The organism is Variovorax sp. GW821-FHT10C12, from assembly GCF_059415405.1.
Genome location: NZ_JBWKNE010000019.1, coordinates 1 through 12,535 on the forward strand (window position 1 = coordinate 1; position 12,535 = coordinate 12,535).

Consider the following 12,535-nt stretch of genomic DNA (forward strand, 5'->3'; position numbering starts at 1 on the left):
GTGGTGCTGCCGATGATCCAGAAGGCGGGCTTCGACCTGGTCTGGTTCGGCATCTTCATCGTGCTGCTGGTCGAGATTGCGGAGGTCACGCCGCCGGTGGGCTTCAACCTGTTCGTGTTGCAGAACATGACGGGCAAGGACAGCAACGTGATCGCCAAGGCCGCGATTCCGTTCTTCTTCTGCCTCGTGCTGTGCATCGCGCTGATCACGCTGTTCCCGTCGATCGTGACGATCCTGCCTGACCTGGTGATGGGCAAGGAGCGCTAGCGCAGCAGCCCGCGCGGCGCGGCGCGGGCTGGTTCAACTAGTTGTCGAGTCCGCCGTCCGGCATCTGCCGCGCATACACCGCCAGCACGATGCGCTCGGAGTGGATGAGGTAGTCGTTCAGCGCCGCCGAGCCCTCGGCGAACTTGCCGGCCTCGATGAGCTCGAGCAGCTTCGTGTTCATGTCCACGTAGGGCGCGTGCAGGAACTCCGGGTCCTTCAGCAGCCCGAAGGCCAGCCGCAGCTCGACCAGGATGTGGGCGAACAGCACGTTCAGCCGCTCGCTGTCGGCCAGCTCGACGATGCCCTTGTGGAACTCCATGTTGGCCGTGCCCACGCCCAGCCAGTCGCCGGCGTCGCGGCATTTCAGCGCCATCTCGACCGCCTCGCGCATGTGCTTCTTGGCGGGGTGGCGCGGGTAGGCCTGCGCCAGCGCCTGGCACTCGATGAGCCGGCGCACGCGGTAGATGTCGATGATCGACGCGATGCTCGGCACCGCCACGAACACGCCGCGGTTCGGCGCGTGCTTGAGCAGGCCTTCCTTGGTCAGCGTGCGGAACACCTCGCGCAAGGTGTTGCGCGAAATCTCCAGGCTGTCGGCCAGTGCGGCCTCCGACAGCCGCTGCCCCGGCGAGAACTCGCCCTTCACGATCTTCTGGCGGATCAGCTCGGCCACGCGGTCGTTGAGCGTGAGCGCGCCGGCGGCCGGCGAGGTGGAGGAAGCGGGGGAATCCAGTCGGGTCATGCCGGTCGGTCGGAGGGGAAAAGAGAGGGGCGCAGCGAGCCTGCGTTGTAACAGACGGCCCCCGTGCCGCGCCGCGCCCGTGCACCGAAACGCGCCCGTTTCAGGGTTTTCATGGGGGTATTCAGGCACTGTTGTTGGGCACACTACATGAAATTGTTCAACAACTTGTTGGAAATGAGTGATTCACAAGAAATGAATTGCTCATTCATTGGCATGAGGTTTGCATCAATCGACCGCACCGGGGCCCCTGCGCCGGTGTTTTGCATTGCAACGAAAGACCAACCATGACACCTGAAGTCCCCCTGTGGCCGCTGATCGGCGTGGCCGTGATCATTGCGGGGTTCATCCTGCGCTTCAATCCGATGCTGGTCGTGATCGTCACGGCCATCGTGACGGCGTTCGCCGCCGGCTTCGGCCCGATGGCGATCCTCACGGCCATCGGCACCGGCTTCATCAAGACGCGCAACCTGCCGCTGATCATTCTTCTGCCGCTGGCGGTGATCGGCCTGCTGGAGCGCCACGGCCTGCGCCAGCACGCGCAGAACTGGATCAGCCGCATCAAGTCGGCCACCGCCGGTCGCCTGCTGATCGTCTACCTCGCGGCACGCGAACTCACCGCGGCCATGGGCCTGACCAGCCTGGGCGGTCATCCGCAGATGGTGCGTCCGCTGCTCGCGCCGATGGCCGAAGGCGCCACCGAGACGCGCTACGGCAAGCTGCCCGACCGCATCCGCCACAAGCTGCGCGCCTACGCCGCGGCCACCGACAACGTGGGCCTGTTCTTCGGCGAAGACATCTTCGTGGCCTTCGGCGCCATCGTGCTCATGACCACCTTCCTGCACGAAGCGGGCATCGACGTGGAGCCGCTGCACATCGCGATGTGGGGCATCCCGACGGCCATTGCCGCTTTCATCATCCACGCCTGGCGCCTGCGCCGGCTCGACCAGGCGCTGGCCCGTGAACTGGGCGGTGCCGCAGAAGCCGACGTGCCCGCCAAGGAAGGACGCTGAGCATCATGATCCTCTCGATCCAGCACCTGTACCTCCTGGTCGGCTTCATCCTTGCCGTCACGGCCGTGATGACGCTGGCCGACCGCCAGCATCCCAAGCGCTACACCAGCGCGCTCTTCTGGGGCATCTATGCGCTGGTCTTCCTGGTCGGCGACAAGCTGCCGCCGGCGCTCGTGGGCGTCGGCGCGATCGGCATGGCCGTCATTGCCGGCCTGCGCGGCGTCGGCGCGGGCAAGCACCGCGAGCCCACGCCCGAGCAGTACCAGGCCAGCGCCACGCGCCTGGGCAACAAGCTGTTCATTCCGGCGCTGGCGATCCCGCTGGTCACCGTGATCGGCACCGTGGGCATGAGCCACATCAAGCTCGGCGGCACGCTGCTGCTCGACCCCAAGAACACCACGCTGGTGAGCCTGGGCATCGGCTGCGTGGTGGCGCTGGCGCTGGCCTGCTGGCTGACGCGCGAGACGCCCGTGCAGGGCATGCGCGAGTCGCGCCGCCTGACCGACGCGCTCGGCTGGGCCGTGGTGCTGCCGCAGATGCTCGGCATGCTGGGTCTGGTGTTCTCCGACGCCGGCGTGGGCAAGGCGGTGGCGCACATCACCACCAGCTACATCAACATGGACATCCGCTTCGTCGCCGTGGCGGTGTACGTGCTGGGCATGGCCCTCTTCACGATCATCATGGGCAACGGCTTCGCGGCCTTCCCGGTGATGACGGGCGGTGTCGGCGTGCCGGTGCTGGTGGGCGTGTACCACGGCGACCCGGCCGTGATGGCGGCCATCGGCATGTTCTCGGGCTACTGCGGCACTCTCATGACGCCGATGGCGGCCAACTTCAACATCGTGCCCGCGGCCCTGCTGGAGCTGCCCGACAAGAACGCGGTGATCAAGGTGCAGATACCGACCGCGGCCGCGCTGCTGGTGGTCAACATCTTCCTGCTGTACTTCCTGATGTTCCGCTGAGGCACCGCGCATGACCACCGCCACCGATGCCAAGGCACGCCGCGTGCTGCTCGCGGGCTTCGAGCCCTTCGAGAACGACCCGGTCAACCCCGCGTGGGAGATCGCCCGCGCGCTCGACGGCTGGACCTGCGAAGGCGCCGTGGTGCAGGCGGTGCAGCTGCCCTGCGTGTTCGGCCGCGCCATCGACACGCTCGACGCCGCATTGATCGGCCCGCTGCTGCAGCTGGTGCTGTGCATCGGCGCGGCGGGTGGGCGCACCGAAATCTCGATGGAGCGCGCCGCGCTGAACATCGACGACGCGCGCATTCCCGACAACGCTGGCCAGCAGCCCATCGACCTGCCCGTGGTCAAGGACGGTCCGGTGGCCTACTTCTCGACGCTGCCGATCAAGGCCATGGTGCGCGACATGCGCGCGGCGGGCCTGCCCGCGGCGGTGTCGAACAGCGCCGGCACCTTCGTGTGCAACCACATCTTCTACGCGCTCATGCACCGGCTCGCGACGCGCCCGGCGCTGGCGCACACGCGCGGCGGCTTCGTCCACGTGCCCTACCTGCCCGAGCAGGCCGCCTCCAAACCCGGCGTGGCGAGCATGGCGCTGGACGCGCAAGTGGAGGCCTTCCGCGTGGCGATCCGCACCGCGCTTACCGTGCGCCACGACGTGCGCGAAACCGCCGGCCGGCTGCATTGATTCCTGAGGCGTGCCGTGCACGCCGGAGACCTCCGATGAACATCGACTTGAACAGTGACCTCGGCGAAAGCCTCGGCGTCTGGCGCATGGGCGACGACGCCGCCATGCTCGACATTGTCAGCAGCGCCAACGTGGCCTGCGGCTTCCACGCCGGCGACCCCGCGGGCATCCTGCGCACGCTGCGCCAGGCGAAGGAACGCGGCGTGGCCGTCGGCGCCCACGTGGCCTACCGCGACCTCGTCGGCTTCGGCCGCCGCAACATGGACGTCGACAGCGCCGACCTGCGCGCCGACGTGATCTACCAGATCGGCGCCCTGAAGGGCCTGGCCGCCGCGGCCGGCACCGAGGTGCGCTACGTGAAGCCGCACGGCGCGCTGTACAACACCATCGCGCACGACGAACGCCAGGCGCGCGACGTGATCGCCGCCCTGCGCGAGATCGACGCCAGCCTCGTGCTCGTCGCGCTCGCAGGTTCGCCGCTCGTGGGCTGGGCCGAGGCCCAGGGCCTGCGCGTGGTGGCCGAGGCCTTCGCCGACCGCGCCTACACACCGCAAGGCACGCTGGTGTCGCGCCGCGAACCCGGTGCCGTGCTGCACGACGCGAACGACGTGGCCGAGCGCATGCTGCGCCTGGCCAACGAGGGCACCGTCACCGCCATCGACGGCAGCGTGGTGCGCATCCGCGCCGATTCGATCTGCGTGCACGGCGACAGCCCCGGCGCGGTCGAGATGGCGCGCCGCGTGCGCGAGCGACTCGTGCAGGCCGGCGTGACGATCCGCCCCTTTGCCGAGGCCACCACCGCATGACGGCCTCGATGCGCTTTCTTCGCGTCAACCTGAATGCCGTGCTGGTCGAGCTCGACGACCTGGCGCAGACCCTCGCGCTGCTGGCCTCGCTGCGCGCCGAGCCCATCGCCGGCATCGACGAGCTGGTGCCCGCCGCGCGCACCATCCTCATCACCTTCCGCCCCGCCGTGCTGTCGGCCGCCGCACTGGCACACGCCGTGCGCCAGCGAACGCTCGACGCCCGCGAGACGCGCATCGACAAGCGCATCGAGATTCCCGTGCGCTACGACGGTGAAGACATCGCCGAAGTGGCCGGCCTGCTCGGCATCACGCCCGACGAGCTGGTGCGCCGCCACACCGGCAGCGACTACACCGTCGCCTTCACCGGCTTCGCGCCCGGCTTCGCCTACCTGAGCGGCGGCCACCCCAGCCTGAACGTGCCGCGCCGCGCCGTGCCGCGCACCCGCATCCCGGCCGGCGCGGTCGGGCTCGCGGGCAGCTTCAGCGGCGTGTACCCGCAGGCCAGCCCCGGCGGCTGGCAGATCATCGGCGTGACCGACACGCCCATGTGGGACCTGTCGCGCGAGACGCCCGCGCTGCTGCAGCCTGGTGATGCGGTGCGCTTTGTCGATGCCACATCGTTGAAGGTGGCGTTGCCTGTGGCCGAGCCCGTGGTTGCGGCGCCCGCACCTGCGGCCGTTGAAGGCGGCAGCGCGTTCGAGGTTCGCGCCGCTGGCTTGCAGGCGCTGTGGCAGGACGGCGGTCGCCATGGCCAGGCGCGGCAGGGCGTGTCCGCCTCCGGTGCGATGGACCAGCGTTCGCTGCAGGCGGCGAACCGGTTGGTCGGTAATGCGTCGGACGTGGCCTGCCTCGAACTCGCCTACGGCGGCTTCCAGTTCGTCTGCCGCGGCGACGCAGTGATCGCTGTCACCGGCGCCGACGGCCCGCTCACGCTGACCCGCGCCGACGGCGCGCAATGGCCGCTGCCGCGCTACCAGCCCGTCGCGCTGGCCGACGGCGACACCGTCACCATCGGCGAGCCCGTCGCCGGCATCCGCAGCTACCTGTCTGTGCGCGGCGGCTTTGCCGTGACGCCCGTGCTCGGCAGCTGCGCGACCGACACGCTGGCCCGCATCGGCCCGCCGGCTGTGGTCGCGGGCGATGTGCTGCCTGTGCGCAGCGTCGCCACCGGCGCAGTCGTCGGCGCCACCGAAGCACCGCCGACCGACCTGCCCACCGTGCAGGAAGAGGTCGTGCTCGACATCGTGCTCGGCCCGCGCACCGACTGGTTCACCGCCGACGCCGTCGAGCGCCTGTGCAGCCAGCCGTGGGTGGTGACGCCGCAATCGAACCGCGTCGGCATCCGCCTGAACGGCGAACAGCCGCTCGTGCGTGCCAACACCACCGAGCTGCCCAGCGAGGGCACGGCGCACGGTTCGATCCAGGTGCCGCCCAACGGCCAGCCCGTGCTGTTCCTGGCCGACCACCCGCTCACCGGCGGCTACCCCGTGATCGCGTCGGTCGCCACCCACCACCTGGACCGTGCGGGGCAGATCCCCGTGAACGCCCGCGTCCGCTTCCAACCGATGGCCGGCCACGGCCCCATCGAACTTTGATTTGAGATCGAGAGTCCCGCGATGAAAAAAGTCCTGATCGCCAACCGCGGCGAAATCGCCGTGCGCATCGCACGCGCCTGCGCCGACCACGGCGTGCAGTCGGTCGCCGTCTACGCCGATCCCGACCTCAATGCGTTGCACGTGCGCCGCGCCGACGAGGCCTACGGCCTGGACGGCCACCGCCCTGCCGACACGTACCTCAACATTCCCAAGCTGCTGGCCATCGCCAAGCGCAGCGGCGCCGACGCCGTGCACCCCGGCTACGGCTTCCTTTCGGAAAGCGCGGCCTTCGCACAGGCCGTGATCGACGCCGGCCTGACGTGGATCGGCCCCTCGCCTTCGGCCATCGCCACGTTGGGTGACAAGGTGCAGGCCCGCAAGCTCGCCCTGAAGGTCGGCGCGCCGCTCGTCGCGGGCACGGCCGACCCGGTGAGCAACGCGGGCGAGGTGCTCGCCTTTGCCGAACAGCACGGCCTGCCGATCGCCATCAAGGCGGCCTTCGGCGGCGGCGGGCGCGGCATCAAGGTCGCGTGGCGGCTCGACGAGGTCGAAGGCCTCTACGAATCGGCTGTGCGCGAAGCCATCACCGCCTTCGGCCGCGGCGAGTGCTACGTCGAACAGTTCCTCGACCGCCCACGCCACGTCGAGGCCCAGGTCATCGCCGACACGCACGGCAACGTCGTCGTGCTCGGCACGCGCGACTGCTCGCTGCAGCGGCGCAACCAGAAGCTGGTCGAAGAAGCGCCCGCACCTTTCCTGAGCGACGCACAGCGCGAACGCATCCACCAGTCGGCGCGCGACATCTGCGCGGCCGCCGGCTACACCGGCGCCGGCACCGTCGAGTTCATGCTGAGCGCGAGCGGCGCCATCTCTTTTCTCGAGGTCAACACGCGCCTGCAGGTCGAGCACCCCGTGACCGAGGAGACCACCGGCATCGACCTCGTCATCGAGCAGCTGCGCATCGCCGAAGGCCTGCCGCTGTCCGTCAAGGAAACGCCCGCACCGCGCGGCCACTCCTTCGAGTTCCGCATCAACGCCGAAGACGTGGGCCGCGGCTTCCTGCCGACACCCGGCCCCGTCCACGTGTTCGACGCCCCCTCGGGCCCGGGTGTGCGCGTGGACACCGGCGTGGACGCCGGCTCGCAGGTGCCCGGCACCTTCGACTCGCTGATGGCCAAGCTCATCGTCACCGGCGCCACGCGCGCCCAGGCCATCGCACGCGCACGCCGCGCCCTCAAGGAATTCCGTATCGAAGGCCTGGCCACGGTGCTGCCGTTTCACCGCGCGGTGATGGTGCACCCCGACTTCGTGTCCGAAGACGCCTTCAAGGTCCACACGCGCTGGATCGAGACGGACTTTGCGAACGACGAGACGGCGGGCATGCGGCCCGATCCGCTGCCGGACGCCTCGCTGCACCGCACGGCCATTGAGATCGACGGGCGGCGCATGTCGCTGGGGCTGCCGGCGGAGTTGCTGCGCGGGTTGGCGTCGGCGGGTGGAGGTGCTGCTGCGCCTGGCGTTGCGAGCGCACCTGCGGCCGATGCCGCCGCCGTGGCTGCGCCGGTGTCGGGCACGCTGCAAGGATGGAAGGTCGCCGACGGTGATGAGGTCGCCGAAGGGGCCGTGATCGCGGTGATGGAGGCGATGAAGATGGAGATGCAGGTCGTCGCGCACCGCGCGGGGCGCATCGTGTTCGCTGCGGCGGCGGGGGGCTATGTGGCAGCCGGGACGGCGATCGCGCGCATCGAGTGAGTGAGGGCGGCTGTCAAGGCTTGAGCAACAGGGCGACGAGTCCTGAAACGATGCAGGGCGCGAAGGTCAAGGCGGCCATGTAGGTCTCGAGACGTGCGCCTGTATTGCGTGCGTCGATGAGTGCTTGGCATGCACCGAGGTAGAGCAACGCGGTGCCGGCCAGCACGAGCACGAACAGCCGGGCTTGCTTCAAGCGAGGTGCCCATGAGGGATGTGGACGCACGCGATGGCCGATCAGGAAGAGCGTGCACACCAGCGACGGCAGGGTGCCAACCACCAGGACGAGGGCGATCAAGTTCATCTTGATCTGGCGTCACTGAACGGCGATGGCCTGGCAGTTGGTTGCTGCGGGTTCTGCGGGGCGATGACTGAACCTGCAGCGAGCTTCTTCAACTCTTGTCGAACACGCGCCGATAGCGACCATGGCCGTGTGGCTCGCGACGGCTGGCGGTGCCCAGGATTTTCAAAGCGATCTTCGCCGCCGTGCCCGCGTTGTCTCGCAGATCTTGCGCATCTGCATCCGTCATCAAGGGCAGTGTTCCCGGTTCCTTTGCATCCGTCGCGATGACGCGGCGTTCGAAATTGTTGAGTTCATAGGCACGAGCCTGATTGCGGATGTTTCCTGCACGGCCCGGGTTGCCTTGCGCTTCCGATTCCTTCAACAACCTGTCGTGCGTGGCCTTCTTCTGTTTGATGGCGGCCACGAAGTCCTCGCGGTTTTCCTTCGTGATGGGGCCGAGCATCCAGAACCCGCCGTGCGAGTCATGGACATACTTGTCGAAGAAGTCGTTGGCGCTTTGCGGGACGTCCTTGGCGGCAGCCACGGCGCGCAGAAGGCGCCTTTGCACCTCATCGGCACGCGACTGCTGCTCGACGTAGCCCGCTCTGGGAACGAACACCCGCCTAGGCTGGTTGGCCACCTGAGCGGCTTGCACGTCCGTACGCCAGTCGAGTTCCGACTCCCAGAGATCCTGTCGGTCCTGCTTGTTGGAGGCTTCATAGCTCGCCATGGCCTTGAAGGTGGCCTCGTCGCTCTTGGATGCACGCCAGCGCCAATACAACTCCATGTGATAGCGCATGCGGTTCTGCACGGGCTCGCCGCCGTTGGCGACGTTCTGTTTTTCCTCTTCCGTGGTCCAGGCGGCGTAGTTGCTGAAGGCCTTGTCGAGGGTAGGCGCGACTGCGAAATCGGCTTGAGTTTCGCCTTGCATCTCGGACTTGCTGTCCAATCGCACGCCCGCCGCCAAGGCCTCGAAATACATGTCCATCAAGGGAATCTGAGAGAGCAACGCGGTTCGTCCCTCTATGCCCTTTCCTTGGGATTTCGGCGGATAGCCGCCACCCAGGTCGGAGTGCGCCCCAGGATAGACGAACTCCTTGGTGTTCGGCGGGTAGTTCTTGGCCCTGATGCGCGCCGTGGACAGCGGAAACGACTGGCGTATTTCATGCGCCGCCACGTAGTGAACCGTCTGGTTGACGCCATGGATGTCCATGGTGCCGTCGGCCCAGTCCTGAAAGCCTTGGAAGATCGGTGCGGAATCGGCCAGCCCGACGGACGCCACGGTGTCGAAGATGCCCAGGAAATGAATCTCCAGCGTCGCCTCGCCGACCGTCATGTTTTCGGCGACTTTCTGCATCCATTGGCAAAAGGTGCGCGCTTCGGCCGCGCCGCGCGAAAAGCCGAAGACCGACAGATGCATCTTGGTCACGCGCGGCCGCTGGTCCTTGATGGCTTTCAGCAGGCGCTCCTGAATGCCCTTGAAGATGATGACCATCTTGTCGTCGCCCAGGCGCCAGCTGGTCTTCAATTGATCGACACAAAGTGTCTTCGCTTCTTCGGGTCGGATCAAAAGAACATCGTGATAGGCCATGTGCAAGGCGTTGTAGACCTGTATCAACGCCCAGTGGATGCGCGCCTCGCCACCGCTGCCGAAGCGCTTGCCGGCGTCCAGTTCCTTGTCTTCGCCAATCTCGGGGAAGTGTGTGCCGACGCCGGGTATGTAGAAGCGGAAATTCTCGACCTTGTCGTCCTTGTGCGCGTTGAAGAGGCTGACCACGTTCGAGTGGCTTTGATCCGGCACATCGCGAACCAGGTTGTTGTTGGTGCCGTCGAAAAACAGGCCCACGTGAATCTCTTTGGCGCAACTCAGGGCATCGGCCTTGCTCGGATCGGCGCTGGCGGCGCGTTGACACAGCTCGCGTGCGGTCAAAGTCCGGTCTGCGCGGGAGTGGTCGCCAGGCAACGCGGGCTGATAGTTCGTGCCGCCCGGGTCTTTGTCCCACCAGTCGCCTGCTGGCGCATTTTGTAGCGGCCGATACTCCGGTTTCCACGCGATGGCCCGACCCGGTTCCTCCGACCACACCAGTATCTGCAGCCCCGATTCCTTGAGGATGCACTCGGCCGTACAGAGTTCTGCGGTCTTGAAGTAGAGGCAGCGCTTGTCATAGGTGCTGGCGTCAAAGCTGATTTCGTACCAGCCTTCAGAAAACTTATCCATGTGTTGCTCCCAGATCTCTCAAGATATCCCTTGGTCGCCTCGGTTCACCACTTCCAGTCCGCAGGCTTCACTGGATAGGCTGGGCCGGGATAGTCCTTTGCGCCGGCTCTCTTGTTGGAAATGATCAACCGCACCTCGTTGTTCGGCAGGAAGTGCACGTTCAAGAGACCACCGGGCTCGTCGTATTTTTCGATGGGCACGATTTTTTCGTGCCAGCGAGGCTTGATCGCATCAGGTCGCGTATCGCCCGGGATTCCGCTGGAGGTCGTCCACTTCACTGTTGCGTTGAGACCGGCGCGCCACTTCGCCGGAAAGGAGATGCAGCACACAAAGCTGCCGCCACCGCCGTAAGGGCGTGAGTTGCCGCCGCCCGCCCCATCCACATAGAACTGGTGGATGTAGTCCTCTGTATGGTTGTAGGCGCTGATGTTGGCGCTGTAGCTTTCGGCGGCCGGCTTCTTGCTGCTGCAAGCTGCCAGTGGCAGCGTCAGCAGTGCCAATGCGCAAAGCGCCAGGATCGTTGTGCGTTTCATGGCGTGTGGCCTTTCAATGAGTTCACGTGTTGTTCGTCGGGTTTCCGAAAATTCTTACTCGACTTGACTCACCATTTCCAACTTGGCGGCTTCACCGGGTAGTCGGGGCCGGGGTAGCCTTTCGCGCCGGAGCCTTTGCTGGAGATGACCAATCGAACATCGCCTTCAGCCAGGAAGTGCACGTTGAGCGTGCTGCCTGGGATGTCGTATTTGTCGATCGGGACGACCTTCTTGTGCCAGCGCGGCTTGATAGCGTCGGGACGCGTATCGCCTGGAACCCCGCTCGAGGTTGTCCATTCCACCGTTGCGCTGAGTCCGGGACGCCATTGAGCCGGATAGGAGATGCAGCACACAAAGCTGCCGCCACCGCCATAAGGTCTGGAGTTGCCGCCACCGGCTCCGTCCACATAGAACTGATGGATGTAGTCCTCGGTGTGGTTGTAGGCACTGAGGTTGGCGCTGTAGCTTTCAGCCGCCGGCTTCTTGCTGCTGCAAGCCCCCAACAACGCCAACGCGCAAAGCGCCAGGAGAGTAAAGCGCTTCACGAAGCCTTGCCCTCCAACGCCTTCCACAACTCGTCGCTCCAGCCCTTCATCAGGCTCGACAGGCTGGTGCCTTGCGCGACGGCCTTCCAGGTGTCCGACAGATCAGGGTGTTGGTAGAAGTTGTCGTCACAGGTCAGTGACAGCACCACGAACTGCAGCCGGTCCGGGTTGCCCGTCACGTGCAGCCGGGTGGCAACCTCGAGCGCGCACTGGAGCCGCTGATGAAACGCCGCCCGGCCGGTCTGCGGGACCAGTTGCGACACCGTCTCGAGCAACTGCGCAAAGATGCCGTCGGCTTCCGAGGCATCCAGAAGCGCCGCGAATTGCGTTGCGTCGAGTTCGAGGTGATCGCCGGCATCGGCGGCACCTTCGTCCCCGACAACAGCCAGCCAGTTGCCGACCACGGCACCACTGCGATCGAACCACTGCCACTGCGCAATGGCTTGGGCCACGCGCCGTGTCTGATGCTCGGACAGCGTGGCCAGCAGCGTAGGAAGCACGCGCGCATCGCCCATGCGGCAGTGCAGCTTCAGGCCGTCGTGCCGCGCCTGAGCAAGGTAGCCGAAGCAGGCCTGCAGATGCGCAACGGAATGGCTGGAAGCGAGCCAGCTGAATGCAGGCGCCGCCGGGTCGATCGTGGCGAGGCGTCGCAGGCCCTCGGCGCGGACCTCGTCGTCTCGTGGCAGTTCCAGCAACTGCGGTCCCTGCGCACCGTAGGCCGCCAGCGGTGTGTGGGCCAGTGCGTTGACATGCGTCCACCCGTTGCGGCGCAGCACCGACGCCAGGCGCGCCGGGTCCAGCAAGGCCGCATCGATCAGCAACCAGAGGCTAAGGGAGGACGGTTGGGCGTCGGCCATCGCTTGCACGGCGTGGGCAAGGCGGAGGGGGTCGATCGGATCGGTCGCGAATTCCAACGCAACGCTCTCACTGCAAGGCGGAGAAGGGGGCTCCGCTTTGTGCTGCCTTCAGCATGCACTCGATGCAGATGCTCTGCGGGAACAGCGGCAGCCCATACGGCGAGCTTGTCGGCCCGGCCAGTTTGCGCTGCACCGCGTGATAGGTGATCTTCCCCGGGCACTCGAACGTGATGTCCCCATCCTGCAGCGTGATCGACGCGCCCTGCGCCGTCGCGATGCG

The 12,535-nt window shown here is 66.6% G+C and carries 14 protein-coding genes; 7 read left to right on the top strand and 7 right to left on the bottom strand.

Annotated features, from left to right (window positions below; translation table 11 throughout):
- The coding region (locus tag AC07OH_RS31780; RefSeq protein ID WP_495303351.1) for a TRAP transporter large permease subunit at nucleotides 1-267 on the top strand (267 nt) is incomplete at its 5' end.
- A gap of 37 nt (nucleotides 268-304) precedes the next feature.
- Here AC07OH_RS31780 and AC07OH_RS31785 read toward each other — a convergent pair.
- Nucleotides 305-1,009, bottom strand: coding sequence for a GntR family transcriptional regulator (locus AC07OH_RS31785; RefSeq protein ID WP_495303352.1), 705 nt, complete (start codon nucleotides 1,007-1,009; stop codon nucleotides 305-307).
- 284 nt (nucleotides 1,010-1,293) lie between these two features.
- On the opposite strand from AC07OH_RS31785, the gene AC07OH_RS31790 reads away from it, so the two are divergent.
- From AC07OH_RS31790 to AC07OH_RS31815, 6 genes are read left to right on the top strand one after another with little or no spacing between them, the layout of a single operon-like run.
- Entirely contained in the window at nucleotides 1,294-2,019 is a 726-nt protein-coding gene (locus AC07OH_RS31790) for a DUF969 domain-containing protein (protein ID WP_495303353.1), read from the top strand.
- 5 nt (nucleotides 2,020-2,024) lie between these two features.
- The gene (locus AC07OH_RS31795; RefSeq protein WP_095747223.1) at nucleotides 2,025-2,981 is read left to right on the top strand and encodes a DUF979 domain-containing protein; all 957 of its coding nucleotides are present in this window, start codon (nucleotides 2,025-2,027) and stop codon (nucleotides 2,979-2,981) included.
- A 10-nt stretch (nucleotides 2,982-2,991) separates the two neighbouring features.
- The gene (gene pcp, locus AC07OH_RS31800; RefSeq protein WP_495303354.1) at nucleotides 2,992-3,669 is read left to right on the top strand and encodes a pyroglutamyl-peptidase I; all 678 of its coding nucleotides are present in this window, start codon (nucleotides 2,992-2,994) and stop codon (nucleotides 3,667-3,669) included.
- Between the two features lie 35 nt (nucleotides 3,670-3,704).
- Nucleotides 3,705-4,475, top strand: a complete 771-nt coding sequence (locus AC07OH_RS31805; RefSeq protein WP_159279242.1) for a LamB/YcsF family protein — start codon at nucleotides 3,705-3,707, stop codon at nucleotides 4,473-4,475.
- An 8-nt stretch (nucleotides 4,476-4,483) separates the two neighbouring features.
- Nucleotides 4,484-6,070, top strand: coding sequence for a 5-oxoprolinase subunit B/C family protein (locus tag AC07OH_RS31810; protein ID WP_495303362.1), 1,587 nt, complete (start codon nucleotides 4,484-4,486; stop codon nucleotides 6,068-6,070).
- A 21-nt stretch (nucleotides 6,071-6,091) separates the two neighbouring features.
- Nucleotides 6,092-7,822 carry an acetyl/propionyl/methylcrotonyl-CoA carboxylase subunit alpha gene (locus tag AC07OH_RS31815; RefSeq protein WP_495303355.1) on the top strand — a complete coding sequence of 577 codons (1,731 nt, stop codon included), beginning with the start codon at nucleotides 6,092-6,094 and terminating at the stop codon, nucleotides 7,820-7,822.
- A 13-nt stretch (nucleotides 7,823-7,835) separates the two neighbouring features.
- On the opposite strand, the gene AC07OH_RS31820 is transcribed toward AC07OH_RS31815, so the two are convergent.
- The 6 genes from AC07OH_RS31820 to AC07OH_RS31845 form a co-directional block, all read right to left on the bottom strand.
- The gene (locus AC07OH_RS31820; protein WP_495303356.1) at nucleotides 7,836-8,123 is read right to left on the bottom strand and encodes a hypothetical protein; all 288 of its coding nucleotides are present in this window, start codon (nucleotides 8,121-8,123) and stop codon (nucleotides 7,836-7,838) included.
- A gap of 88 nt (nucleotides 8,124-8,211) precedes the next feature.
- Nucleotides 8,212-10,320: a T6SS phospholipase effector Tle1-like catalytic domain-containing protein gene (locus tag AC07OH_RS31825; RefSeq protein WP_495303357.1), complete on the bottom strand. Its 2,109-nt coding sequence runs from the start codon at nucleotides 10,318-10,320 to the stop codon at nucleotides 8,212-8,214.
- 44 nt (nucleotides 10,321-10,364) lie between these two features.
- Entirely contained in the window at nucleotides 10,365-10,853 is a 489-nt protein-coding gene (locus tag AC07OH_RS31830) for a DUF3304 domain-containing protein (protein ID WP_495303358.1), read from the bottom strand.
- A gap of 68 nt (nucleotides 10,854-10,921) precedes the next feature.
- The gene (locus tag AC07OH_RS31835; RefSeq protein ID WP_495303359.1) at nucleotides 10,922-11,398 is read right to left on the bottom strand and encodes a DUF3304 domain-containing protein; all 477 of its coding nucleotides are present in this window, start codon (nucleotides 11,396-11,398) and stop codon (nucleotides 10,922-10,924) included.
- Complete coding sequence (locus AC07OH_RS31840) at nucleotides 11,395-12,312, bottom strand: DUF4123 domain-containing protein (RefSeq protein WP_495303360.1); 918 nt, start codon at nucleotides 12,310-12,312, stop codon at nucleotides 11,395-11,397. The genes AC07OH_RS31835 and AC07OH_RS31840 overlap by 4 nt, the downstream gene beginning before the upstream one ends.
- 10 nt (nucleotides 12,313-12,322) lie before the next feature.
- The coding region (locus AC07OH_RS31845) for a hypothetical protein (RefSeq protein ID WP_495303361.1) at nucleotides 12,323-12,535 on the bottom strand (213 nt) is incomplete at its 5' end.

Coding starts and splice junctions, on each gene's coding strand:
- AC07OH_RS31785 (WP_495303352.1), bottom strand. CDS start 1,009: ATGACCCGACTGGATTCCCCCGCTTCCTCCACCTCGCCGGCCGCCGGC.
- AC07OH_RS31790 (WP_495303353.1), top strand. CDS start 1,294: ATGACACCTGAAGTCCCCCTGTGGCCGCTGATCGGCGTGGCCGTGATC.
- AC07OH_RS31795 (WP_095747223.1), top strand. CDS start 2,025: ATGATCCTCTCGATCCAGCACCTGTACCTCCTGGTCGGCTTCATCCTT.
- pcp (WP_495303354.1), top strand. CDS start 2,992: ATGACCACCGCCACCGATGCCAAGGCACGCCGCGTGCTGCTCGCGGGC.
- AC07OH_RS31805 (WP_159279242.1), top strand. CDS start 3,705: ATGAACATCGACTTGAACAGTGACCTCGGCGAAAGCCTCGGCGTCTGG.
- AC07OH_RS31810 (WP_495303362.1), top strand. CDS start 4,484: ATGCGCTTTCTTCGCGTCAACCTGAATGCCGTGCTGGTCGAGCTCGAC.
- AC07OH_RS31815 (WP_495303355.1), top strand. CDS start 6,092: ATGAAAAAAGTCCTGATCGCCAACCGCGGCGAAATCGCCGTGCGCATC.
- AC07OH_RS31820 (WP_495303356.1), bottom strand. CDS start 8,123: ATGAACTTGATCGCCCTCGTCCTGGTGGTTGGCACCCTGCCGTCGCTG.
- AC07OH_RS31825 (WP_495303357.1), bottom strand. CDS start 10,320: ATGGATAAGTTTTCTGAAGGCTGGTACGAAATCAGCTTTGACGCCAGC.
- AC07OH_RS31830 (WP_495303358.1), bottom strand. CDS start 10,853: ATGAAACGCACAACGATCCTGGCGCTTTGCGCATTGGCACTGCTGACG.